Below are 24,251 nucleotides of genomic sequence, written 5' to 3'. Positions count from 1 at the left end.
CCACTTAAATCACCTTTTAATGAAACTCTTGCAAGGATCGGTTAGTATCTATGCCATTATTTATGGGCCTTTAACTGATTTTGAGACAAGATGGCAAATTCACAACGTAAAATCCTAGTCACAAGTGCACTTCCATACGCAAATGGACCTATCCATTTAGGCCATATGCTGGAATATATTCAAACTGATATTTGGTCTCGTTTCCAAAAGCTACGTGGCCATGAGTGTCATTATATTTGTGCTGATGATGCACACGGTACGCCGATAATGCTCAAAGCTCAGCAGATGGGTATCGAGCCTGAAGAGATGATCGCTCAGGTTAATAAAGAGCATCAGCAAGATTTTGCCGATTTCAATATTCAGTTCGACAATTTCCATAGTACTCACAGCGAAGAGAACCGTGAATTAGCCAGTAAGATATACATCAAGCTGCGTGACTCTGGTTACATTAAAACTCGTACAATTTCTCAGCTATTTGATCCTGAAAAATCTATGTTCCTGCCTGATAGATTCGTTAAAGGCACCTGCCCTAAATGTAAGAGCGAAGATCAGTACGGAGATAACTGCGATAACTGTGGTGCGACATACAGTCCAACAGATCTAATTAATCCTAAGTCTGCAGTTTCTGGCGCGACGCCAGTGATGAAAGACTCAGAGCACTTCTTCTTCGACCTTCCAGCTTTTGAAGAGATGCTCAGTGAGTGGACCCGCTCTGGCGCCCTGCAAGATGAGATAGCCAATAAGCTCGGTGAATGGTTTGAACAAGGCCTGCAGCAGTGGGACATCAGCCGTGATGCACCATACTTTGGTTTTGAGATCCCTGATGCGCCAGGTAAGTACTTCTACGTTTGGCTTGATGCCCCCATCGGCTACATGGGCTCATTTAAAAACTTATGTGACCGACGTGAAGACTTAAACTTTGATGATTTCTGGGCTAAAGATTCTACCGCTGAAGTTTACCATTTCATCGGTAAAGATATCGTCAACTTCCACAGCCTCTTTTGGCCAGCGATGTTAGAAGGTGCAGGCTTCCGTAAGCCTAACAATGTTTACGCACACGGCTATGTCACTGTAAATGGCGCTAAGATGTCTAAGTCGAAAGGGACATTTATTAAGGCACGTACCTACCTTGATAACCTTGAGCCTGAATATCTTCGTTATTACTACGCTGCAAAACTAAGTAGCAGAATTGACGATCTTGACCTTAATCTAGAAGATTTTGCTCAACGTGTTAACTCAGATCTAGTCGGTAAGCTGGTTAACCTTGCTTCCCGCACAGCAGGTTTTGTCACCAAACGCTTTGAAGGTAAGCTAGCTAACGTTACCGATACAAGCCTTGAGCAAACTTTCCTTGCAAAAGCTGACCTTATCGCTGAGCTTTATGAAACACGTGAGTTTGGTAAAGCGATGCGTGAGATCATGGCGCTAGCTGATATGGCAAACGCCTATGTTGCCGATGCAGCACCTTGGCAACTGATTAAGCAGGAAGATAAGCAGGAAGAAGCACATCAAGTTTGTTCAAATGCGCTTAATCTATTCCGTATTCTTGTGACTTATCTTAAGCCTGTATTGCCAAAACTCGCTGATGATGTTGAAGCATTCCTGCAGTTCCCACTGACATGGGAAAATTTAGCGGCAGATCTTGCTGGACACGAAATCACTAAATTTAAAGCCTTGATGCAACGCGTCGATATGAAAAATATCGAGGCCATTATTGAAGCTTCTAAAGAAAACTTGCTTGCCGCACAGCCAGAGGCGACTAAAACAAAGCAAGCCGACGTTGAAACAGCTACCGACATGACCGATGTTGACCAGTTAGCACTCGACCCTATCTCTGAAGAGATTAGCTTCGAAGACTTTGCCAAAATTGATCTGCGTATCGCACGCATAGCAAAAGCTGAGCATGTTCCTGAAGCTAACAAATTGCTGAAGTTACAGCTTGATTTAGGCGGTGAGACTAAACAGGTCTTCGCTGGCATTAAGTCGGCTTATGCACCTGAAGATCTTGAAGGTAAGTTAACGGTTATGGTCGCTAACCTTGCCCCTCGTAAAATGCGCTTTGGTATGTCTGAAGGCATGGTCGTTGCTGCAGGTCCTGGCAAGAAAGATCTCTGGATTGTCGAGCCACATGAAGGTGCACAACCAGGTATGCGCGTTAAATAAGCGTCATCAATTGCTGTTAAAAAGGCCGCTGTTATGCGGCCTTTTTTGTCTTCGAAATCCACTCGCAACAGTTTATTTACATTAGGCCTTCCTATTGTAGTAATTTTGCATTACCTTAAATACTTCAGAGTATAGCTCTACATAAGAGCAGTAGTGCAGATGATATATCTAAAGGATTAACGAATAACAAAACGGTAGGGAACACTGTTCAATATCAATTATCTGTAAATCATTCAATAACTGACCATGAGTGAATGACTATGATGAAGGATAACTCCCAAATTGAACAATCTATTTATCGGCTTTTTGAGATCACCCCGATCCCCGTTGTTTTGTCCTACCCAAGTGGCAAGCTCGAATATGTAAATCCAGCCTTTAATAAGATGCTTGGATACGAAAACGAACAGATCTATGCAGACGGTATCATCATCACGCACCATGACGATATCCCAATCAACCAAGAAGTCAGACGTCAACTCACAGAAAAGCCCTATTCTCCTGTCACAACTGAAAAGCGCTACTTACACAAGAATGGACATGCTATCTATGCGCAACTAAATATTGTGGCTCAACCTGACATGGAGGGGAACATAGTCAGGTACATTTCACAGCTGGTTGATCTAACCAATATAAGAAAATCTGAAGCTGCTGAGGTGTTACTCAACCACCTTGTTAATCAATCTAATGATGCCATATATGTGGTTGACCCAAAAAGTGGGGACTTTCTTAACTCTAATCACCTTGGCTACAGGAGGCTCGGATACAGTAAACAGGAACTGTTGACCTTATCAGTTCCTCATATTCATCCTGCATTAAAGCAAGATGGAAAATGGCAGCAGCATGTCAAAAATATTAAAGACAATAGTAGCCAAGTCATAGAGTCAACACACAACCGTAAAGACGGTACAGCGATTCCAATTGAAGCAAACATCAGCTTTATAGAATATAACAGTGCAGAGTACTTAATTGCCATTGTCAGAGATATCTCTAGGCGCAAGCAAAAAGAGCTAGAGGTGCTAGAGCAAGCGAATTTAGACCCTTTGACTAATCTGCCTAATAGACGAATCATGGAGCAGAAGCTTACTCAGCTGTTTGCTAAAGCTGAGCAAGATACGTTGTTTATTGCCTTTATCTATATTGATCTAGATAAGTTTAAAATCATCAATGACACCTATGGGCATACTACGGGAGACGGAATATTAAAAGGAGCAGCCAAGAGGCTAAAAGCCTGCATTAGGGAGTCAGATATCATTACACGACTTGGAGGCGATGAGTTTCTAGTCGTAGTAAATGGCTTTAAAAAAGAGGAGCAAGTTAAGCTGATGACAGAGAAACTGCTTGAAAAATTTAACTCCCCTTTTCATATCGGTCCAAACACCCTTCACGTAGCAGCGAGTTTAGGGGTCGCCGTTTATTATGGTAATAATACCGATGTACAAACCTTAATACAGCTCGCTGATGAAGCGATGTACCAAGCAAAACAGATATCAGGAACCTCTATTTATTACTTATAAAAGCAATCAATACAAGGTTCATGAGTGATAGATGTGTCGTTTTTAGACTTCAATGGGTAATCTATGATTGCTCCCCCAATCGGCCCATGAGCCATCATAAAGTACGTTATTATCGTGCCCTGCTGTTACTGAGGCCAAAATTAAGATGCAGGCCGTTATTCCTGAGCCACAACTGAAAATACGCTCAGTCTGAGCAATCGGGTTATTACTGTCAATTGCAGTGACCTCAGTAAAAAGTGCTCTAAGATCAACAGGCGTTTTTAGACAATGTCCGTGTAAAACCTTAGCGAATGGTAGATTGGTTGCATTTGGAATATGACCACTGCGAATCCCTGCTCTAGGCTCAGCGGCTTGTCCTAAAAACCGTGCTGCTCCCCTAGCATCATAAATAGAGATATTTTTGTCGGCCATTTTTTCTAACACGTAACGTGAATCGCACACTTTGTCTGAACATAAATCAACTGGCGACTCCTTATTATTAAGCAAAGGTAAAGGCGCCGTTTGCTTATAATGAGAAGTCGTCTCTCGCCCTTCGGCTAACCATTGAGGTAACCCGCCATCTAACACAAGCGTATTTTCAAACCCCATTACCTGAAATATCCACCAGGCTCTAGGAGATGAATAGATCCCCTGATTGTCATAGATAACAACAAGGCTGTCTTTTTTGATGCCTAAGACAGACACAATCAGCTCAAACTTTTCTCTTGTGGGAAAAGCGTGAACTTGCGTAGAGCTCAAATCACACAACTCTTTTTCCAGATCAATTTTCATCGCCCCAGGAATACAACTCAAAGAATCGTATTCTATCGGTGTTTTCCCAACCACCTTTTCCATGCTGGCGTCGAGTAAAATAACCCGTTCATTATCAAGATTTTGTTCAAGCCATTGTGTCGTGACTATCGGCGACTTTGAAGTGAGTGTCATAGCAGGTTCTCTTGCCAAATTTTAATAGGTTTAAAAACATGAGATTAAATGGTTAACAGTTCTAAACAGTTTCACTATACCAGCGCATCGACTGTATTCAGAGCCATATGTAATAATGGGTATGGTTTACCTTGGCTATCTAAAGGCGAGCGCCCAATAACACTAAACCCCATATGCAAATAAAAAGCGAGGGCCTTAGGGTTTTGCTCATTAACATCGACCTTAGTGGCAGCTTGATGCTTAATGGCATATGTGATCAATGCCTTACCTGCCCCTAAGCCCATGCTATTTGGTTCGACAAAGAGCATCTCTACATTGCCATCGGCAACGCCACAAAAACCAAGAACGCTTCCACTTTTATCCTCAATACAGCGCAAATCAACGGCATCGAAATAATGCTCCAATATGAGAGGCTTCAACCTGTTAATTTCAGAGTCACATAAAAAATCATGGCTGCATCGAACAGATGCCTCCCACACTGCAAGTAAATCTTTATATTTCGAGCGAGGTACCGCACTTATAATCATTTGCACACAATTTTACTCTTATCAAAAAGTGAATATCATCTTAACTTACGTTCGTTCAGAGACTTATACAATTTCAGTAATACGTCAGTATGAGTCATTTAGATAGCGATAAGACTAAGATTGAAAACCAATCGGTTTAACTTCTAGTACTCAGCTTAAGCACTAACTCCAAGCTTTACGTCCAAGCTTTACGTCCAAGCTTTAGCTCCAAAGTTTAAGTCCAAGCTTACACTGCAACATCTAAGCTCAACATTTAAGTTCAAGGGCTAAGTCTATTTTCGAAAATAGATGATGATTGTGGAGATGGCTAACATCAAGATAGCAAAACCATCTATCAATACCGCTGAGCCATCATTAAAATTACCAAAAGGTATGCCTAAGGAAAATGGTGGATTATAGGGAAGCCATTGCAGCAGATAAAGCGGTTTGACGCATTGCAGAGTGAAAAAGAGTATAGAAAGCAATTCGGCCCAACGCCTACTTGTCCAAATGCCATAAGCCGTTATTATCGGCACGAAAATAAACACGGCCGCATAAATACAAAGCCGACTAAGTGAGTCATGCCTCGCTTCAGACAACAGCAGAATGCCTGCACCTATTATCCCGTATAAGACTATAACGATACTCAATATTTTTTGAGCTAGCAGTTGCAGTGAGATAAGAGAACTCCAGTGCGAATGAAAGAGTGGCAAGCTGCAGCATACGCTCAACTCACCGCTCTATTAGACCATCACGGCTTAATTCACTTTATCTGTTTTGCCAGGTTCCAGCCATGCAGCCGTGTTATATAAAGGCACTGTAGATAAAGCATGTTTGTGGCTTCCCTTAGTCTCTTTGGTAGAGTAAGAAAGGTAGAGCAAAGTTTGGTTTTCCGCATCATAGATACGGCGAACTTTTAATGATTTAAACAAGATACTCAAAGATTGCTTAAATACAATTTCACCATTCTTGCTTTTATCAATACCAGCTATATCCGCTGCTGTTATCGGGCCTGTTTGACGACAGGATATACTCATATCAGATGGATCAGCTAGGCTCAAATTGGCCTCAATACGGCTGATATGACAAGTTACTCCATTAACTTTAGGATCATGACGTGCATCGATAATGACATCTTTAGTGGTAAACAAACCGAGACTGACTTTGGCTACATCGTCACCGCCACACGCAGTTAAGCCGAGAAAAATAACAGCTGCAGTTGATATTTTCGTTAACCTTGCAAGGATTTTCATGTGTTCTCCTTAAATACTTTCTGTGCCCAACGGGTTAAGCCTGCTGTAACACTACCAAAGTGATCACCGACTACAATAGGAGTCTGAGGATGTAATCCCGCAATTTTATCGTAAATAGCAGGGCTTCTTGCCGTCCCGCCAGTGACATAGATAATGTCGGCATCGACATCTGCAGCACTTAACGCTTGTTTCATCAAGACTTCAATCTTGGCACTTGGTAGCTCAATGGCATCGCTAAAGAGTTGACGTGTCACCTCAGCATCCAGTGAAGGGCAAATATAATCAAGTTTAGTCACCACAGACTCTGACTCTGATAGTGCTATTTTGGCTTGCTCAGCACTTCGAACAATGCGGTAACCTAATTGGTCATGCTGAACTTTGAGTAACCTTTGTAGTAGCTCTGGGCTTTCAGCATCTTTAATAAGCTCCTCTATCATCTTCTTTGAGCTTAATGACACAAAATCACGTTGAGCACTGATATCATTTACTGCAACCGCATTCCAAAAAGGTTTACTAGGAACAGGTAAACCATTAACCATATGGCACCCTAAACCTAAATGGATCATAAAGGCCTTCATCGATAAAGCGATATCTAGATCATTACCGCCAATTCGTTGGCCGCTGTGCCCCAAAAAGTCTTGGCTGCGTTCATTTAAATGAATATGGGATGGACCCATTCGCACCACAGAGCAATCGGTAGTACCACCACCAACATCAACCACTAGCACGACTTTATCTTCGGTTAACGTGGCCTCAAAATCCATACCGGCAGCGAGGGGTTCAAACAAAAAATCCACATCGATAAAGCCTGCACGCTGCGCAGCGAGGCGCAGTATGGCCTCGGCTTGAAGATTGCTATCTTCACCGCCAATACCTTGGAAATTGACCGGTCTACCTATCACCGCATGTGTAATGATTCCTTGCTGCTTGAGACCTGTATTTGACTCCGCCAGCTGCTTAACATGCAACATCATCATGGTGACGATATCTTCGAACAGGGCAACTTGATCTAGCCTTAACCCACTCGCTCCAAGAAATGATTTAGGGGAGCGAACATAAAAGCCCTCTTCTGGCATCTCCAAATACGCCTTAACAGCTTGTTCACCCACAAAAACAGCTTGCTCACCGCTATCGAGGTCTAACTCTCGCCTTGCATGCTTGGCACGACTTAATTGTGCTCCTCGCAGTTTGGCATAATCCGCTTTTTGATGTTGTGGCATCTGCTGGTAAACAGCTTCGGCGATCAGCTCTCTGTCGAGCGCATAAAGGGTGGAAGTCAGATAATTAGAGGTAGCTGATAATGGGAGCAACCGAACTTCACTATCTTCCATGATACCTATGGCACAATTGGCACTGCCATAATCAAAACCAACAAACATTCACTCGCCCCAATAATTAAAGGATCCGTTCAACAGAAGCAGAAACGAAAAGAGATAAAAAAGCCGAGAAAAGTAACATAGAATTGCAAGAGTAAACAGCCAAAATTTGCTTTAATATCCACGTAGATTACTGTCTGGCTTTTTCTTCAGCAACAGGTAGCAAGGAACATGACATCGCGGATAAGTTCCATAAACAAACGCTAAACAAATGATTTCTGTTTACTGTTAGCTAGTTTACATGTGCAATTTTCCGCTCATCCCTGCTGTAGGCATTATCATAATCACCAAATGCAGGCGCACCGATCAGTTCACCGCTGATATCGGCAAGTAAAGTCCCACAGAGTAAAGGCGCGTACTGAAGATGATTGATTTTGATTAGATGACAATGATCGCCAGCTTCGATATACACAGCCTCTTCATCAATAAGCTGTTTATCTAACATCATCTTGACGCCATAAGCTTCTGCAAGTCCAGGGGTTGCACCTCTTTCGCAATCATAGAACAGTGACAATAACTCACTCTCATCGGCTAGATGGTAAACCTCTCCCATTAGCTCACTGACTTTAAGTATTGATAACCTGTGGCCAGCACTAATACCGGCTAACATGTAATCACCCTCTTCGTTGACTAATAGCAGCGCTTTAATTAGTTGAGAACTCGGTATATGTGCAGAAGCTGATGAGTCGAGCGAAGAGAGCGTTTTTCTATGTTTCACCACAGAGTAGTCAACATGATTTTTGTTTAGAAATGATGACAAAGTCATTGCGATAGCCATAGAAACACCCTCTACTTACCTCAATGCTCCCTACCACGAAAAAACCAACAGTTCGTATTGAGGCTTTGAGTCAAGCCTTAGCCTAGTCTAGGTATAATTATAGTAAAGCTCAGCGAGACTAGGTATTAAGCAGTGAAGCTTATTCTTGGCTAAACTATACAATAATGGCTGTTAAGTTACTCACCCATGAAACCAGCGACTCAGCAATATCATTCATTACAACTATGCTTAACTAGCATGCTGTTTTTTATGCTAGTTATCTCATATTCCTTAACGGCATCTGAAAAACAACTGCAAGCTCCCGTCGAAAAAACAGCACAAACAGATATTATCCCGATCCTTAATATTAAAGGGGCTATTGGCCCTGCAGTCAGTGATTACTTAACCAGTGAGATAACAGTTGCCAATCAGCTAAATTCACCACTGCTTATTATTGTTATCGATACCCCGGGTGGCTTAGTATCCAGTTTACGTGATATTAATCAGGCTATATTAACCTCAAGTATTCCTATTGCTTGCTTGGTTCACCCATCAGGGGCAAGAGCAGCAAGTGCTGGTACTTACATTCTCTATGCCTGTCATATTGCCGCGATGACCCACGCCACAACTTTAGGCGCAGCAACTCCTGTCAGCATAGGCGGCTCACCCAAATCGCCCAGTCCCCAAGATAAAGAAACGCAACCAAGCTCGCCATCAGCAATGGAAAAAAAGGTTCTTAATGATTCCATCGCCTATATCCGCTCTTTAGCACAACTTAGAGGGCGTAACGAAGAGTGGGCAGAGCTGGCCGTCACTGACGCTGCAACACTAACAGCACAAGAAGCGTTAGAAAAAAATGTGATTAATCTTATCGCCACCTCAAGCTCTGACTTAATTAAACAGATAGATGGGTGGACGATCACAATTGGCCAGCAAGCAAAACAACTTGAACTCTCTTCATCAAAATTGACCCAGATAAAACCTGATTGGCGCAATGATTTCATTGCAACCATTACTAATCCCAATATTGCGTATATTTTAATGTTAATTGGTGTTTACGGTCTGATCTTAGAGTTTTATAGCCCAGGTGTGGGTGTTGCGGGCATAACAGGTGCCATAGCACTTGTCGTCGCCATGTATGCTTTTCAGATGCTTCCAGTAAATTACGCAGGCCTACTCTTACTACTTTTAGGTATAGGTTTAATGGTTGCAGAGTCAATGGCCCCGAGTATCGGTGTGTTTGGTGTAGGTGGTGTAATCGCCTTTGCCTTAGGTTCTATATTTCTTATTGATACCAAAAACACAGACTTTCAGATATCTCTCCCCGTTATTGCCGCTGTGACCTTTGTCAGCGCCGCTTTTGTCATACTCTGCTTAGGTTACTTGTGGCGCGCACGCCATAACAAGGTTGTCAGTGGCCGTGAATCTATGATTGGGGCTAATGCTAAAGTATTAGAAGACTTTACTGGCCAAGGGTTTGTTTTACTTGGTGGGGAACGCTGGGCAGCTAAAAGCGAGGCTCCCATGTTAAAAGGTAAGTGGGTTAAAGTGAGTGATGTCGATAACCTCACTCTGATCCTTGGACAATATAGCAACGATGAAGCAACCTCGAGTCATAAAGGGGTTGATAAGGAGACAAATGATGGATCACATTCTGCCTAATGGTGCCATGTTTACCCTAGCTGTATTGGTACTATTTCTTGCTCTGCTACTCAGTGCATTTAAGATCCTCAGAGAATATGAACGAGGCGTTATCTTTATGTTAGGCCGGTTTTACCGAGTGAAAGGCCCTGGTCTCATCATAGTCATTCCGATCATTCAACAGATGGTACGAGTCGATCTGAGAACCATAGTCATGGATGTCCCAACTCAGGATGTGATCAGTCGAGATAACGTGTCGGTACGTGTCAATGCGGTGATCTATTTTCGGGTTTTGGACTCTCAAAAAGCAATAATTAATGTCGAAGACTTCCTTCAAGCAACCTCTCAATTAGCCCAAACTACCTTGCGATCCGTTTTAGGTCAGCACGATCTCGATGAGATGCTCGCCAATAGGGAGATGTTGAATACCGATATACAAAGTATTCTCGATACCCGCACCGATGGCTGGGGGATAAAAGTCTCGAATGTTGAAATAAAGCATGTGGATCTTAACGAGACGATGGTCAGGGCTATCGCAAGACAAGCAGAAGCTGAGCGGACACGTCGTGCAAAAGTCATTCATGCATCGGGAGAGATGGAAGCATCGGCTAAGCTGGTTGAAGCTGCTAATAAACTTGCCGAAGAGCCTAATGCCATATTACTCAGATACCTACAAACTTTAACTGAAATCGCTGGCGAGAAGAACTCTACGATTTTATTTCCTCTGCCTATGGATCTTCTTGAAGGAGTGATGAAGAAGAACCTAGATAAACCAGATAAACCAGATAAAGAAAAATAACCAAAACCTAATTTTCACCAATAAAAAAGCCGTCTTGCGACGGCTTTTTAGCTGCATCAATGAGGTATGAATCGCCCGATACAGGGTTCAATAAACTCAAATGCCAACTAACTATAGCAAGTTATTTTTAATATGCCCGTAACCGACTAAGTTATTTTTTATTCAATTCAAGCTGAGCTTGTTTTAAGGTTTCTTTCTCATTACGACGAGATTGAATCACAGTCTTAACTTCACTGCCGATATGCGCTTCTCCGCGCTTTTCAGCCAGTTGCATCTGACGCTCACGCTCTTCGAAACGCTGACGTTGCTTATCCGTTATACTACCAACACAGTGCGGACAGCTGACCCCTTTTACGTACGATTCGCTGGCCTTTTCAGACTCTGTTATCGGCATACGACAGGCATTACATTGATCATATTGACCTTTTTCTAGATCGTGGTTAACCGCAACTCTATTATCGAATACGAAACACTCACCTTCCCATAAGCTATCTTCCTGCTTAACCTCTTCAAGGTATTTCAGTACGCCACCTTCTAGATGGTATACATCATCAAAACCTTGCTCTTTTAGGTAAGCAGTGGACTTTTCACAACGTATTCCACCGGTACAAAACATCGCTACTTTCTTATGTTTTTCCGGGTTAAGATTCTCTTTAACGTAAGCAGGAAACTCGCGGAATGTATCTGTTTTCGGGTCTATGGCGTTCTTGAAAGTACCAATCTGAACTTCATACTCATTTCGAGTATCAACAACAATGACATCCGGATCTGAAATTAATTCATTCCAGTCTTTAGGCTTTACATACGTGCCAACGACTTTTAGTGGATCTATACCTTCGACCCCCATAGTCACTATCTCTTTCTTCAATTTTACTTTAGTACGATAAAATGGCATCGCATCATCAAAAGAGAGTTTGTGTACTATGTTATCGAGCCCCGGCTGGCTTTCTAGCCAACTCAATAACTTATCAATAGAGTCTTGTGAACCAGCAACGGTGCCATTGATCCCTTCGCTGGCCAGTAACAAGGTTCCCATAATCCCCGCATCAGTCATCACATCAAGTAATGGTGCTTGAATGGATTCAAAGTTTGGCAGAGAAACAAATTTATATAACGCGCATACAACAACTTGGGACATATTAACCTCAATGCTGGCAGGAGCTTAATCTCCTGTGCATAAAATAGTGACGACCTTAGGCATGTGCTAGGCCACAAAAACAGCGGGAATTCTACATGAGTCACATGTTTACAAACAGGTATAAAATGTAAGGTTATTGGCACTATCTCTAATTAACAGTCCATTTTTTGATAAACAAGCTATTTAATGCTTGTTATTTTTACGCTGTCAGTCAAAAATAATTGTTAAAAATGAATAAGATTAGACAAACACAATGCCACTACCCACACTTTACTCTTTTAGGCGATGCCCTTACGCCATGCGCGCACGCTTAGGTATTTACCTGTCTAACACTTGTGTTGATTTACGAGAGATTGTACTTAAACATAAGCCTCAACCTATGCTTGATGCCTCCCCTAAGGGAACAGTGCCAGTGCTACTACTAGCAAACGGAGAGGTTATTGAAGAAAGTCTCGATATTATGTGCTGGGCACTGCATCAGTCAGATCCCAACAACCTTTTGCTCGCAGATAATCAAAGGCAGCAAGAGGTAGCAAAAGCTTTGATAGAAAGTAATGATAATGACTTTAAGCCATGGTTAGACAAGTATAAATATGCCGACAGGTACCCTGAAAACACAGAGGTGTTTTATCGAAGCCAAGGTGAGAAGTTTATTGCTCAGTTGGATCACTTATTAAGTAAACAGAAAAACATTTTAGCCGACTCGATGAGTATTGCCGACATAGCCATTTTCCCCTTTATTCGTCAATTTGCAGCAGTAGATACTATGTGGTTTAACCAAGCACCTTATCCTAATGTCCAAAGGTGGTTAAATGAACATGTTAATAGCCCAACATTTAAGGCTATTATGAATAAATATCCCACTTGGTTAGAGAGCGGCGAATCATTTACATTTCCGCATTAGATGTTACTTCTGAATTGAAAATTGTTGCGAAACTCTTCTAGATCAAGGTTCCGCGAGATCAAAGCACCTCTAGAACAGTCGAAACCCATCAGGTCGTGAGGTTAAGGCCACTCCTGCTCAATGGGTTTCACACTATTTAACTGATAACGTTTTGCACAATTCTTGGATAAATTTGTACTTCCCTTGGATAACGAGCCTTAAAGTAGCTTCATATCATTGAGCTTAGCTGTAACCTTAGTAATACGAAGTGACTTTCCAATGAGCTTTATCTCATCGACTTCAGAGGTTATCAGCTGTAAACGCTGACCTTCAACCTTGCCAACTTGAATAATATTGGCTTCAACCCTTGCACTATAGCCATCATTTTTAATATCTATAGCTGTAATTTCAACATCATAAGAGACATTATTCTTGTTCTTATTGCCTTTAGCTGAGCGTAAATACTCTTCTACTGAGTAAGTTTGAAGGCCTCCCATCTCCTCAGGAAGATCGATTGAGAGTTTGGCGTCGACATGGAGAAAGTTTCTGATCTTACTTATATCACTGTTCTTCTGATATTTAGCTAATAGTAAAAATGCTGCTTTTACATTCTCTTTAGTGAGTCTCTCGAGCCCCTCGATCTCAGGGATCAGCTTATCAATTCTGACCGCATCGTCAGCACAAGGTCTATCACTAAAGGTAGGCTTGTTATTTTCATCAATACATTTATATACGGCAGAATTCGCTAAAGTTGAAGTGAAAAAACCTATCGCGAGCAAACAAATTGCCATTGCATTTCTATTAATGCCCCTAGTATCCATACTTATCTCCCTGATCTTACTAGTCCATTTTACCTGTCACTCATTTTTACTTGCCGCCTATTTTTACCTAGCAGCAAAGTTAGTATGTAAACAGTCAGCTGATATAAAGTAACATAACTTAATTCGTGTACAAATCTATTAAGGGGTCATTATTATCTATAGTCCCAAACTGATAGATTGTGGCTTTACCGTCATATGCGTATCAAACCTTGTATGACAGTACACAGCACTAGACTAACTGTAATTAGCACTATCGACGCTTGATATATATGGCTGTTAGATTGTAAGGACAGTTAAATTGAAGTCAGTCTTTCAGTTTAGATCTAAGTTAAAAATCGTTCAAAAGGGATAATATGGACAAATATGAGCACACTGTTAGTACGTTCGATAAATTAGCTGAAAAGTATCAAGACAAATATATGGAACTGTCCCTTTACCAAGATACCTTTGACGCCTTTATTGAACAATTAAGGCTCAACAAAGCAGGTACACTATTTGAGATGGCTTGCGGTCCCGGAAATATCACACGTTTGCTCAATGAGCAGCTACCTGAACTATCGATATATGCGACAGATCTTTCCCCAAATATGGTTAGGCTCGCACAGATAAACAACCCAAGCGTAAAGGTTGATGTCATGGACAGCCGTGAGATAGCTCAACTTGATGAACGCTTTGACGCCATTATGAGCGGTTTCTGCCTGCCTTATTTATCCAAATCTGATGCAGAGAAACTAATAAAATCCAGTGCATCTCTATTAACATCAAATGGCGTCATCTACCTTAGTACTATGGAAGATGATTATGACAAATCTAAGTATTCAGAAAACAGTGATGGCGATAAAGTGTATACCCATTACCATCAAGCTGACCATTTAATCAGGCACTTAGAAGCCAATGGATTTGAAATACTCAAACTTATTCGTAAAACCAGTCCAGCCCAACAAGGTAGCAGCGAAAATGATCTATTTATTATTGCCAAGTTAACGGAGTAAACGCCCTAGCCATTAGCCGTATAAGTGTAAACCGTCATCTCTTCGCAATAGTCAGTCACTTCTATTGAGCTGTGAATGGCAATCACTTAATAACCATAGGGATAGATGCGACTAACAGCGCTGCCATCATCCAGTTAAAATGTAAGCGTCTCTTGGCTGAACTCAATAATTTACGAATAGCCGCCCCAAGAAATACCCAAGTAAAGGAGGCTGGGAAACCGACCAAATTAAAAACAATTACACCTAAAATAGCACTAAGCCAAAACGCCTCACCCGCTATGGTAAAAGCACTACAAAGCGTGATGGTCGCCATCCAAGACTTTGGGTTTACCCATTGAAATAAAGCTGCTTCCTTTAAGGTCATCGGCCTTGCATGACTATCCGCTTGCGTCTCTGACACAGAGGATGTGGCCACTCGATAAGCCAAAAATAACAGATAAGCGATCGATAAATATTTAAGTACCTGATGAAACACTGGCCACGTTTCAAAGAGTGTCCCTAGACCTAATAAAATAGACACATGCAAGGTCGTCTGCCCAACTCGTATTCCCAAGATATGGGGTAAGGAGCTTTTTATTCCATAGTTTGCGCCAGACTGTGCCAGTAAAATATTGTTCGGCCCTGGGGTCATTGTCATCGTAGCGCCAAATATTCCTGCTGAGATCATCAATGCCCATAACGATTGATCCATCTATTTCTCCTTAGTATTACTCGTTTCACCAATTATTGTATGCATACAATAATTGACACAGTTAGTTGGTAAACGCATAATAACGACTACTAAAAATGGATCAATGGTTTTATTGTCATGGGTACAATTTGGATTCCAGACCTCAGCACGTTCACCGGGCCAAAATATTTACGTTTATTTGATGCCATTGAAGAGGCAATTAAACGCGGAGAGTTGATTGACGGGGTCAAACTTCCTCCTCAAAGGCTACTTGCCGATAAACTTGGCTTTACCGTAGGCACTATCACTCGAGCTTATGCACAAGCTGAGCTCAAAGGGCTCGTCGAAGCTAAAGTGGGTGCTGGTACCTACGTAAAACCGCAGTTCAAACCGACACTCGCACAGCAACAAACTAATTTCGCCACGTGTCAGCAGCCATTAACCAATCAAGTCGATGCGCTAGGTGAAGCACTAAGTCAACTCGCAAAAGATCCGCATAAATTAAGCGTATTGCTTGGATACCATGCCAACCCCTTGCCTCAGCAACAGTTTGCCTTTCATCAATGGTTAACAAATCGTGGGATAGTACAGTCTAGTGAAGATCTACTCTTCACTCATGGAGCGCAGCAAGGGCTTTTCGCCATCATTAATGGCTTGATGCAAGCTGGAGAGGTGCTATTACATGAAGAAAATTGTTACCCAGGAATAAAACTTGCTTCAAGGCAATTAGGAATAACAAGTTACGGCGCGCCTTTGAGTCAGGACGGGTTAGATCTTGACGCCTTACTAAAATTGGTCAAAAAACATCAACCAAAACTTCTGTATCTGACTCTAAATAATCAAAATCCAACGTGCATTCAATACTCTGATGAACAAAGGCACGCCTTGTTGAAGTTGGCTCAAGAACATGATTTTTATATCATAGAGGATGATGTCAATTATTGTTTGCCCCATGAGTGGAAAGGCCCGCTTTGGAATTTGTCAGTTAAGCAAACAACAAAAGAGCGGCCTCATCGAGTCATCTACCTATCAAGTTTATCTAAACTTTTTTCGGGCGGCCTAAGACAAGGCTTCGTGTTAATACCTGAACCACTTAGGCCAAAAATAAAACAAGCGCTTCATAGCCAGTGCTGGATGGTTTCGCCATTAAATATTGAACTGGCAACACAACTCATTAGCGCTAAGGCCTTGATGGGAGACAGGGAGAAACTGATAGCCCATAGACAACAACGCTGCATTGAAATGTGTGAAAGGCTCGGACTCACTAGCAATTGGCGCGGCTTAAATGGTTGGGTCCAACTCATGCCCGGTGTAAAAGCGCATCATTTAGTGACCTCTTTAGCAAGTAGTGGAATTTTGGTTCGTAATGGTGATGACTTTGACAACCATGATAACCATATACGGCTAAGCATCGGTGGTGCGAATAGTGAGACAGAGTTTGAGTCTTCACTATTACAGATTGAGTCAAGTATCACGAACTTATCTCAAAACACCTACTCGGTGGTGTGAACTTAGCTAAATGTAGCAGGTGCATAGATACACCCGAAAATAATAACTATTCCATCATCAACGCCTTACTCTACCGCAGTAAAGTAAGGCTGTATTTGGTTACAATTTAAAACGATTAAAATAAGCTTAAAGTTAAATTTACAATGGCTAATAGTGGGCATTAGTCGTAAAATAATCCATCTTTCTAGCAGCAAGCTCCTCTCCTACACTTGCTGTTTAATCGATTTACTCAGTGACGCCCAGCTAAGCGATTCAATCAAAATAACGACACCAGCATAGGCTTCAATTCATCAAATAGGTTGTCTTTTTTATATTTGTTGTCAGTAGATTTTCTGCTCCTAACCCCGGATAGGGAATAAATACAAATAGACATAAACTTAATGAGGTATTAGTGAAAAGTACACCTACTCAAGCACACGCGTTGACAAAATCTACAGCACAGTTAAATCTTGCCATATTAATCCCTATGTTATCAGCGATCATCGCCATAACCCCTTTGGCTATTGATCTCTACCTACCAGCAATGGCAACGTTAGCAACAAGCTTCCATACCGACATCACCATGGTGCAACAATCACTGAGTATCTATTTAGCTGGATATGCCTTGGGAATGCTATGTTTTGGCCCTCTTGCTGACAGAATTGGTCGACGGCCCTTGGTCATACTGGGATTAACAGGCTTTAGTATCGTGAGCTTATTTCTCGCCTTTGTCACCAGCATTGAGTGGTTTTTATCTCTTCGGTTTTTACAAGCTTTTATAGGCGCTGCAGCCACCGTTGTTGTGCCTGGTTACATCAAAGAAGTTTATGGTAAGAATACGGCGAAAGGGATGTCATATGTCAGCCTCATCATGATGCTCGCCCCCCTCATAGCCCCGAGTATCGGCAGCCTTATTTTAGAATTTGGTGAATGGCACCTTATCTTTTTTATTCTGGCTTTTTATGCGGCAGGTTTAGTCCTTTTAGTCTTTTGGAAGCTAAGAATGCCAAGTGACAAGGACTTAACGAGTCGCAGCCAAAAATCATTCTTTGGCGCTTATGCCGTCGTATTTACTAAACCCGGCGTAAAACTGCATATTGCCAGCGGTGTGTTAACCTCGTTTGCTTTCTTCTGTTACCTGACCGCTTCACCTTTTGTGTATATGGAAGTGTTTGGTCTAGATAAATCAGTATTTGCTATCCTTTTTAGTATCAATGTTGGCGCACTGATGTTGGCAAATGTTGTTAATAGTCGAATCGTGGTCCACTATGGCTCAAGGCGTATGCTAAAAGTGTCAACACTGCTTGGTATCATTGCAGGAACCGCACTGTTTAGTGTCAATTGGCTGGGAATGAGCTTTCATTATACCGTGATAACCTTACTGCCATTTATGGCCTGCCTAGGCATCATGTCTGTCAATGCTGACGCTATAGTACTTATGAAGTTTCAAAAAGAAACTGGAACAGCAACCGCTGTTGTGGGTACGCTAAGATTTGGTTTTGGCGCTTTAGCGGGTCCCTTATTAGCCATGTTCTATACTGGCACTGCAGTCCCCTTTTCTGCCTTAATGTTAAGTGCAGTGCTCTTAGTCGCGATTTGCCAGTTTTTTGCCAACAGGCAAATTATTGAATAGCTAACAGCCTCACATCTGAGGTCTACTGATAACCCAGTAGACCTCAATGTTTCATCAGGTTAACCACTCAAGTTAATTCGTTAAATCTTTAAATAAAAACTACTAAAAACACTCTACTCACGCCTACTTTTCCACCTAAAATGCATAGTTAATATGAATTTTTGTCATATTTAGGCCTTTTTTTGCATAAAAGGCTTGAAAAACACTGTTATTTTTATAATGATGAAAATCTGTTCATTTGAAACAGGTGTCACACTTTACAGAGTGAAAACAACTTTTAATCAAAACGTTGCCTGGCACACCGAGAGTTTGAATAACCGTTCAAACTTAATTTTTTACTGCGATTACCGTCGCTGTAGCTAGATACTGCATACCGTAGCGGTAACTTATGAGGGTTTAAAAATGGAGAAGTTATCAGGGGCCAGCATGGTCGTCCGTTCTCTTATCGATGAAGGCGTTAAACACATTTTCGGCTATCCTGGCGGTTCTGTGTTAGATATCTATGATGCCCTCCACGAAAAATCAAAAATTGAACATATTTTGGTTCGCCATGAACAAGCGGCTGTCCATATGGCTGATGGTTATGCGCGATCAACCGGTGAAGTCGGTGTTGTTTTAGTCACATCGGGGCCCGGTGCTACTAACACCATTACAGGTATCGCCACCGCCTATACAGATTCTATCCCATTGGTAATAATATCAGGTCAAGTGCCCAGTAACTTGATTGGTAATGACGCATTCCAAGAGTGTGACATGATTGGTATTTCACGTCCTGTGGTTAAACATAGCTTTTTGGTTACAGATGCTAGAGATATCCCAACTATCATCAAAAAGGCTTTCTTTATTGCAGCCAGCGGCCGCCCAGGTCCAGTAGTTGTCGATGTCCCTAAAGACTGTATGAACCCTGAAATTTTACATGAATATCAATACCCAAAAGATATCAGTATGCGTTCATATAATCCGACAACGTCGGGCCACAAAGGCCAGATCCGTCGTGGCCTTCAAGCGCTGTTAAAGGCCAAGAAGCCAGTACTTTATGTGGGTGGCGGTGCGGTGATCTCTGAGTGTGACAAACAGATCTTGGCCATCTCAGAAAAGCTTAATATTCCTGTTGTCAGTACCTTAATGGGGCTAGGCGCATTTCCTGCAAGTCATAAAAATAGCCTAGGTATGCTCGGCATGCATGGCTGCTATGAAGCCAATATGGCGATGCACAATACCGACCTTATTTTTGGTATAGGTGTTCGTTTCGATGACCGCACTACCAACAATGTCGAGAAATATTGTCCCAATGCAACCATTTTGCATATTGATATCGATCCATCTTCTATCTCGAAAACGATCAGAGTCGATATTCCAATCGTTGGCTCTGCTGACAAAATCTTGGATGAAATGCTGGTACAGTTAGCTTCAAGTAATGATAAAAATGAAGATGAAGCTGCCATCGATTGCTGGTGGAGTGAGATAAATCAATGGCAAGCACGAAAGAGCTTAGCCTACGACACAACCACAGACAAAATTAAGCCTCAACAAGTGATTGAAGCACTTCATAAACTCACCAATGGTGATGCCTATGTTGCCTCAGATGTAGGCCAACATCAGATGTTTGCTGCTTTATATTACCCATTTGATAAACCACGCCGCTGGATAAACTCAGGTGGACTTGGCACCATGGGGTTCGGATTGCCTGCCGCTATGGGTGTGAAACTTGCGAAACCTGATGAAACTGTCCTTTGTGTAACGGGTGATGGCTCTATTCAGATGAATATTCAGGAGCTTTCAACGGCGCTTCAATATGATATTCCAGTGAAAATCATCAACTTAAACAACCGTTTCCTAGGTATGGTTAAGCAATGGCAAGATATGATCTACTCTGGTCGCCATTCTCACTCCTATATGGACTCAGTCCCCAACTTTGCCAAGATTGCTGAAGCATATGGACACGTAGGCATCACTATCAGCGATCCGTCAGAACTTGAGTCTGGACTTGAAAAAGCGTTAGCCATGAAAGATAGGCTGGTCTTTGTTGACATCAATGTCGATCAAACCGAACACGTCTACCCCATGTTGATCCGAGGCGGAGCAATGAATGAAATGTGGTTAAGTAAAACGGAGAAAAGCTAATGCGTCGTATAATATCTGTATTACTCGAAAACCAGCCAGGCGCCCTATCACGCGTTGTTGGCCTATTTTCTCAGCGTGGCTATAACATCGAAACCTTAACCGTTGCGCCTACTGACGATCCAACCCTATCTCGCCTTAACATTACTGTTGTAGCAAATGAAGCCTCATTAGAGCAGATAGAAAAGCAGCTACATAAGCTCATTGATATTTTAAAAGTATCTAATATCACCGAGTCTGATCACATTGAGCGTGAAATTGCATTAGTCAAAGTGAAAGCTAAAGGTAATTTGCGTGAAGAGGTTAAACGCTCTGCAGACATCTTTAGAGGCCAGATAGTTGATGTGACAGCAGATCTTTATACCGTACAACTTACTGGTACTACAGATAAGCTAGATGCCTTTATCCAGGCTGTTGGCGAAGTGACGAAAGTTGTTGAAGTATCGCGCTCTGGCGTCGTGGGTCTCTCGCGCGGCGAAAAGGCAATGAAAGCCTAACACTAATCAGTGTTAGGCTGATACAAACACTAAAAAGGGAGCGATAGCTCCCTTTTTTACGTCTTCAGCAATAAACGAGTACGGAGTCCAGGCCATCACTCAATACAATGAGCATTAACCCGTTTATTCGCCAAAGCGTGTGAGTATCTATTTAGACTCAAGCACCTGTGCACCGCCTATCTCAATCTTTCTAGGTTTTAACGCCTCAGGGATCTCCCGCTGAAGATCAATATTGAGTAGACCATTTTCAAGGTTTGCACCTATCACTGTGACATAATCGGCGAGTTGAAAAGTACGTTCAAATCCACGCTCTGCAATACCTTGATACAGGTATTTGCGGGATTTATCTTCTGCCGCTTTTGTGCCCTTCACTAATAACTTTTCACCTTGGCTGGTGATATCAAGCTCGTCCATAGTAAAGCCTGCAACGGCCATAGTGATACGATAACGGTTCTCGTTAAGTAGCTCGATGTTATAAGGTGGGTAACCTGAGTTGCCTTTATTCGATGCAGCATGCTCTGCAAGCTGGGCTAAACGATCGAAACCAATGGCACTGCGGTATAGGGGAGTGAGATCATAATTACGCATAGTTATATCCTTGTCTTAAGCAATATATTTAATTTAAGTTGGCCAACTCAACTGTTAAAACAGTATGTTGTTGCGCCGCTTTGATTGTTGTTAACTTCTATGACCCCGAAGGCATCACGATTTAAGTTAACTGAGGAACCTCATTGAGCGCTCCATAATCAATATATGTAGACGAAAATTTCCTTTTCAAGGGAATAAATTAAAAAAAGAAAAATTTATTACCAGAAAAATAAAATGCTCCCATAAAAAAAGGCCGCCAATGGCGACCTTAAGGACAGACTAAAATGATTTAGTTAGAAGCTGGGCAACCCGCAACTTCAGTACCATTGTCCATATAAACTAGCTGACCAGGCGTTGGCTCATAATCAGCAGCAATAACAGTCGGTGTATCTACAAAGAACTGGCGTAATACTGCAGCGTCAGTTATCTGAGTTGATTCAACATCAATCACAGGATAATCATCACCACCAGCGGCGCTAAAGCTTATCACTGAGAATGTGTATGTATCTTCAGCTTTAAAGCCTTTGCCATTGATATCAGTAATATCAACTTCACCTGCAGTACAATCAACGGTCATAGTGATGTTGTCTAGCTGAGCATAAGCACCAGAACCTGCCGTCTTAGTTGCAACAACATTAAGGTAATCTTTAACTTCAGCACCTGTCATTGTTGCTTTAGTAACGAAGTTACCGAAAGGCTGTACAGTTAATACATCGCGGTATGTAATAGTACCTTCAGCAATAGAGTCACGAACACCACCAGAGTTCATGACACCAAAATCAGCGTTCACTAAGTTATATGTTCTGTAGGCATGACCAAGAAGATGGCCTAAGTTTGTCTGTTGAGCACGCACAACACCACGGTCACCTTCAAGCTTCCCATCAGTCTCTGAGATTTCTACATCAAGTAGCTCTTGGCCTTCCAGCTGGTATGGAAGCAAGATAGCCTTTACAGTCGCATCAGGCTTGATCTCATCTTGAATGAACTGACGAACGCCATTTTCATCTTTTGCTTTAAGGTTCACTGGAATTAGATCATAGCTTGCCAGTGTGAGTTCACCATTGAAGTATTCAAAATCTGCACGGCCAACATACTTACCCCATTCATGGGCTTGCATAATGTAAGTACCATTTTGAACATCTGGCTTACATTCGCCACCTGGAGTAAATTCAGGGTCGTATGCATCACCTTCCATACAAACAGGGTTCTGAGAGTGACCACCAATGATTGCGTTTAATTGACCCGCCTCTAAAGAGCGTGCAAGCGTGACATCACCAGGTGCTTCACTACCGTGTTGGCCATCTGCATAGTGACCCATATGGGTTGTTGCAAAAATAAGGTCAACAGTTTCATTAGCCTTAATTTCTGCAATTGCCTTAGCAATTTCAACTTCAGGATCTGCAAAGTGGATCTTAGCCACGTTGTCAGGATTAACTAGCTTAGCGGTATCTTTGGTTGTTAGACCAATAACGGCAACTTTAAGACCATTTACATCAAACACCTTATATGGGTCAAAGTAACGCTCATCGGTTACATTACCTTCATCATCTTTATGATAGATGTTTGCAGCAAGCATTGGGAAATCTGCAAGTTGTGCCTGCATATCAAGCACGTCAAGATCGTTATCAAACTCGTGGTTACCGATAGCCATTGCATCGTAACCAATCAAGTTCATACCGACAAAGTCAGGTACTGCATTTTGCATATCAGACTCAGGGACGCCGGTGTTGATATCACCACCAGAAAGAAGAATAGTTTCACCACCATTCGCCTCTACTTCTGCGCGGATCTGTTCAATCAGGGTCATACGAGCAGCCATGCCGTACTCACCATTGCTGTTTTCCCAGAAGCGACCATGGTTGTCGTTAGTGTGAAGTACGGTAAAAGTCGTACAAGCATCACCCGCTTCGGCGCATGTCTTTGGTACTGTTACATCATCGTTATCACTACCACAACCTGATAATGCTGCTAAAACTGCAGTTGCAACTAAACCTTTAATTAGCTTATTTGTCATTACTATCAACCCCTAGATTATTTTTAAATATCTTTTTGGTAACCATCATTGTTTACAATTACGGATTCTTCGATCTCGCTGGCAACATGATAGCAAAGAATATTTGGTTAATGTGTCATTTTCATGAATAAATGTGAGATTAATGTATGCAATTACAGTGATTTATATCAATTATTGTTCTCAATAAAGAACAAGCTCAATGATATTTTTTAAAGGCTATAGGCTTGTTTCAAGAGGCTGATTAAACAAAGCAACTCTTACTTTATTTTTCAGTCAATTAACTCACTCAAGCATATGTAAACTGAATACGCATAATGAGAACAGTGGTAAGGCGCAACTAAATGGTTTTGATAAATTTAAATGGATTATTTTACATTACCGCGATGCTAATCTAGTTACAGCCGGTGAAATACTGTACTCAAATAACAAAATTCAGGTTTTTCCAGCCAAAAGATAAGGAGTTGTTAAATTAG

General features: G+C 41.9%; 21 protein-coding genes. 10 read left to right on the top strand and 11 right to left on the bottom strand.

The window, feature by feature from the left end; translation table 11 throughout:
- The first annotated feature begins 90 nt into the window (after window positions 1-90).
- Together metG and BM736_RS05440 are read left to right on the top strand one after the other, a co-directional pair.
- The gene (gene metG, locus BM736_RS05445) at window positions 91-2,163 is read left to right on the top strand and encodes a methionine--tRNA ligase (protein ID WP_076409504.1); all 2,073 of its coding nucleotides are present in this window, start codon (window positions 91-93) and stop codon (window positions 2,161-2,163) included.
- 260 nt (window positions 2,164-2,423) lie between these two features.
- Window positions 2,424-3,677 carry a diguanylate cyclase domain-containing protein gene (locus tag BM736_RS05440; protein WP_076409502.1) on the top strand — a complete coding sequence of 418 codons (1,254 nt, stop codon included), beginning with the start codon at window positions 2,424-2,426 and terminating at the stop codon, window positions 3,675-3,677.
- Window positions 3,678-3,719: 42 nt separating this feature from the next.
- On the opposite strand, the gene BM736_RS05435 is transcribed toward BM736_RS05440, so the two are convergent.
- From BM736_RS05435 to BM736_RS05415, 6 genes are all read right to left on the bottom strand, one after another.
- Complete coding sequence (locus BM736_RS05435; RefSeq protein ID WP_076409500.1) at window positions 3,720-4,601, bottom strand: sulfurtransferase; 882 nt, start codon at window positions 4,599-4,601, stop codon at window positions 3,720-3,722.
- Window positions 4,602-4,675: 74 nt separating this feature from the next.
- Window positions 4,676-5,128 carry a GNAT family N-acetyltransferase gene (locus BM736_RS05430; RefSeq protein WP_076409955.1) on the bottom strand — a complete coding sequence of 151 codons (453 nt, stop codon included), beginning with the start codon at window positions 5,126-5,128 and terminating at the stop codon, window positions 4,676-4,678.
- Window positions 5,129-5,400: 272 nt separating this feature from the next.
- A complete protein-coding gene (locus BM736_RS25110; RefSeq protein ID WP_179079010.1) occupies window positions 5,401-5,592 on the bottom strand; it encodes a hypothetical protein in 192 nt (63 codons plus the stop codon).
- A gap of 273 nt (window positions 5,593-5,865) precedes the next feature.
- On the bottom strand, window positions 5,866-6,360 hold the full coding sequence (locus BM736_RS05425; RefSeq protein ID WP_076409497.1) for a CreA family protein: 495 nt from the start codon (window positions 6,358-6,360) through the stop codon (window positions 5,866-5,868).
- Entirely contained in the window at window positions 6,357-7,739 is a 1,383-nt protein-coding gene (gene yegD, locus BM736_RS05420) for a molecular chaperone (RefSeq protein ID WP_076409495.1), read from the bottom strand. The genes BM736_RS05425 and yegD overlap by 4 nt, the downstream gene beginning before the upstream one ends.
- Before the next feature lie 229 nt (window positions 7,740-7,968).
- Window positions 7,969-8,514, bottom strand: a complete 546-nt coding sequence (locus BM736_RS05415; RefSeq protein ID WP_076409493.1) for an aminoacyl-tRNA deacylase — start codon at window positions 8,512-8,514, stop codon at window positions 7,969-7,971.
- 186 nt (window positions 8,515-8,700) lie between these two features.
- Here BM736_RS05415 and BM736_RS05410 point away from each other — a divergent pair, with 186 nt between their 5' ends.
- Window positions 8,701-10,155 carry a nodulation protein NfeD gene (locus tag BM736_RS05410; RefSeq protein WP_076409491.1) on the top strand — a complete coding sequence of 485 codons (1,455 nt, stop codon included), beginning with the start codon at window positions 8,701-8,703 and terminating at the stop codon, window positions 10,153-10,155.
- Window positions 10,136-10,933, top strand: a complete 798-nt coding sequence (locus BM736_RS05405; RefSeq protein WP_076409489.1) for a slipin family protein — start codon at window positions 10,136-10,138, stop codon at window positions 10,931-10,933. Before BM736_RS05410 ends, BM736_RS05405 begins: the two co-directional genes overlap by 20 nt.
- A gap of 151 nt (window positions 10,934-11,084) precedes the next feature.
- Here the strand turns inward: BM736_RS05405 and BM736_RS05400 are convergent, their stop codons facing one another.
- The gene (locus BM736_RS05400; RefSeq protein WP_076409487.1) at window positions 11,085-12,071 is read right to left on the bottom strand and encodes a rhodanese-related sulfurtransferase; all 987 of its coding nucleotides are present in this window, start codon (window positions 12,069-12,071) and stop codon (window positions 11,085-11,087) included.
- A gap of 253 nt (window positions 12,072-12,324) precedes the next feature.
- Between BM736_RS05400 and BM736_RS05395 the strand changes: the two genes are divergently transcribed.
- Window positions 12,325-12,975, top strand: coding sequence for a glutathione S-transferase (locus BM736_RS05395; protein ID WP_076409484.1), 651 nt, complete (start codon window positions 12,325-12,327; stop codon window positions 12,973-12,975).
- Window positions 12,976-13,172: 197 nt separating this feature from the next.
- On the opposite strand, the gene BM736_RS05390 is transcribed toward BM736_RS05395, so the two are convergent.
- Window positions 13,173-13,775, bottom strand: coding sequence for a DUF4124 domain-containing protein (locus tag BM736_RS05390; protein WP_076409482.1), 603 nt, complete (start codon window positions 13,773-13,775; stop codon window positions 13,173-13,175).
- Window positions 13,776-14,128: 353 nt separating this feature from the next.
- Here BM736_RS05390 and BM736_RS05385 point away from each other — a divergent pair, with 353 nt between their 5' ends.
- Window positions 14,129-14,767: a class I SAM-dependent methyltransferase gene (locus BM736_RS05385; protein ID WP_076409480.1), complete on the top strand. Its 639-nt coding sequence runs from the start codon at window positions 14,129-14,131 to the stop codon at window positions 14,765-14,767.
- An 82-nt stretch (window positions 14,768-14,849) separates the two neighbouring features.
- On the opposite strand, the gene BM736_RS05380 is transcribed toward BM736_RS05385, so the two are convergent.
- Window positions 14,850-15,458 carry a LysE family translocator gene (locus BM736_RS05380; protein ID WP_076409478.1) on the bottom strand — a complete coding sequence of 203 codons (609 nt, stop codon included), beginning with the start codon at window positions 15,456-15,458 and terminating at the stop codon, window positions 14,850-14,852.
- A gap of 117 nt (window positions 15,459-15,575) precedes the next feature.
- Here BM736_RS05380 and BM736_RS05375 point away from each other — a divergent pair, with 117 nt between their 5' ends.
- The 4 genes from BM736_RS05375 (at window position 15,576) to ilvN (ending at window position 21,176) form a co-directional block, all read left to right on the top strand.
- The gene (locus BM736_RS05375; protein ID WP_076409476.1) at window positions 15,576-16,946 is read left to right on the top strand and encodes a PLP-dependent aminotransferase family protein; all 1,371 of its coding nucleotides are present in this window, start codon (window positions 15,576-15,578) and stop codon (window positions 16,944-16,946) included.
- Window positions 16,947-17,337: 391 nt separating this feature from the next.
- Window positions 17,338-18,558 (top strand): multidrug effflux MFS transporter, encoded by a 1,221-nt coding sequence (locus BM736_RS05370; RefSeq protein WP_076409474.1) that lies wholly within the window; start codon window positions 17,338-17,340, stop codon window positions 18,556-18,558.
- Between the two features lie 402 nt (window positions 18,559-18,960).
- Window positions 18,961-20,682 (top strand): acetolactate synthase 3 large subunit, encoded by a 1,722-nt coding sequence (locus BM736_RS05365; RefSeq protein WP_076409472.1) that lies wholly within the window; start codon window positions 18,961-18,963, stop codon window positions 20,680-20,682.
- Window positions 20,682-21,176 carry an acetolactate synthase small subunit gene (gene ilvN, locus BM736_RS05360; protein WP_076409470.1) on the top strand — a complete coding sequence of 165 codons (495 nt, stop codon included), beginning with the start codon at window positions 20,682-20,684 and terminating at the stop codon, window positions 21,174-21,176. The genes BM736_RS05365 and ilvN overlap by 1 nt, the downstream gene beginning before the upstream one ends.
- Window positions 21,177-21,323: 147 nt before the next feature.
- Here ilvN and BM736_RS05355 read toward each other — a convergent pair whose 3' ends face one another.
- A complete protein-coding gene (locus tag BM736_RS05355; RefSeq protein ID WP_076409468.1) occupies window positions 21,324-21,764 on the bottom strand; it encodes an Hsp20 family protein in 441 nt (146 codons plus the stop codon).
- 289 nt (window positions 21,765-22,053) lie between these two features.
- Window positions 22,054-23,778: a bifunctional UDP-sugar hydrolase/5'-nucleotidase UshA gene (gene ushA / locus BM736_RS05350; protein WP_076409466.1), complete on the bottom strand. Its 1,725-nt coding sequence runs from the start codon at window positions 23,776-23,778 to the stop codon at window positions 22,054-22,056.
- Window positions 23,779-24,251 lie beyond the last annotated feature (473 nt).

This window comes from Shewanella sp. UCD-KL12 (assembly GCF_001957125.1).
Classification (GTDB): domain Bacteria; phylum Pseudomonadota; class Gammaproteobacteria; order Enterobacterales; family Shewanellaceae; genus Shewanella.
Note: the sequence above shows the minus strand (reverse complement) of the source record. Positions and strands in the feature narration are given on the sequence as shown.

What these genes read in the sequence shown, in the direction of transcription:
- metG (WP_076409504.1), top strand. Translation starts at nt 91, where the DNA reads ATGGCAAATTCACAACGTAAAATCCTAGTCACAAGTGCACTTCCATAC.
- BM736_RS05440 (WP_076409502.1), top strand. Translation starts at nt 2,424, where the DNA reads ATGATGAAGGATAACTCCCAAATTGAACAATCTATTTATCGGCTTTTT.
- BM736_RS05435 (WP_076409500.1), bottom strand. Translation starts at nt 4,601, where the DNA reads ATGACACTCACTTCAAAGTCGCCGATAGTCACGACACAATGGCTTGAA.
- BM736_RS05430 (WP_076409955.1), bottom strand. Translation starts at nt 5,128, where the DNA reads ATGATTATAAGTGCGGTACCTCGCTCGAAATATAAAGATTTACTTGCA.
- BM736_RS05425 (WP_076409497.1), bottom strand. Translation starts at nt 6,360, where the DNA reads ATGAAAATCCTTGCAAGGTTAACGAAAATATCAACTGCAGCTGTTATT.
- yegD (WP_076409495.1), bottom strand. Translation starts at nt 7,739, where the DNA reads ATGTTTGTTGGTTTTGATTATGGCAGTGCCAATTGTGCCATAGGTATC.
- BM736_RS05415 (WP_076409493.1), bottom strand. Translation starts at nt 8,514, where the DNA reads ATGGCTATCGCAATGACTTTGTCATCATTTCTAAACAAAAATCATGTT.
- BM736_RS05410 (WP_076409491.1), top strand. Translation starts at nt 8,701, where the DNA reads ATGAAACCAGCGACTCAGCAATATCATTCATTACAACTATGCTTAACT.
- BM736_RS05405 (WP_076409489.1), top strand. Translation starts at nt 10,136, where the DNA reads ATGGATCACATTCTGCCTAATGGTGCCATGTTTACCCTAGCTGTATTG.
- BM736_RS05400 (WP_076409487.1), bottom strand. Translation starts at nt 12,071, where the DNA reads ATGTCCCAAGTTGTTGTATGCGCGTTATATAAATTTGTTTCTCTGCCA.
- BM736_RS05395 (WP_076409484.1), top strand. Translation starts at nt 12,325, where the DNA reads ATGCCACTACCCACACTTTACTCTTTTAGGCGATGCCCTTACGCCATG.
- BM736_RS05390 (WP_076409482.1), bottom strand. Translation starts at nt 13,775, where the DNA reads ATGGATACTAGGGGCATTAATAGAAATGCAATGGCAATTTGTTTGCTC.
- BM736_RS05385 (WP_076409480.1), top strand. Translation starts at nt 14,129, where the DNA reads ATGGACAAATATGAGCACACTGTTAGTACGTTCGATAAATTAGCTGAA.
- BM736_RS05380 (WP_076409478.1), bottom strand. Translation starts at nt 15,458, where the DNA reads ATGGATCAATCGTTATGGGCATTGATGATCTCAGCAGGAATATTTGGC.
- BM736_RS05375 (WP_076409476.1), top strand. Translation starts at nt 15,576, where the DNA reads ATGGGTACAATTTGGATTCCAGACCTCAGCACGTTCACCGGGCCAAAA.
- BM736_RS05365 (WP_076409472.1), top strand. Translation starts at nt 18,961, where the DNA reads ATGGAGAAGTTATCAGGGGCCAGCATGGTCGTCCGTTCTCTTATCGAT.
- ilvN (WP_076409470.1), top strand. Translation starts at nt 20,682, where the DNA reads ATGCGTCGTATAATATCTGTATTACTCGAAAACCAGCCAGGCGCCCTA.
- BM736_RS05355 (WP_076409468.1), bottom strand. Translation starts at nt 21,764, where the DNA reads ATGCGTAATTATGATCTCACTCCCCTATACCGCAGTGCCATTGGTTTC.
- ushA (WP_076409466.1), bottom strand. Translation starts at nt 23,778, where the DNA reads ATGACAAATAAGCTAATTAAAGGTTTAGTTGCAACTGCAGTTTTAGCA.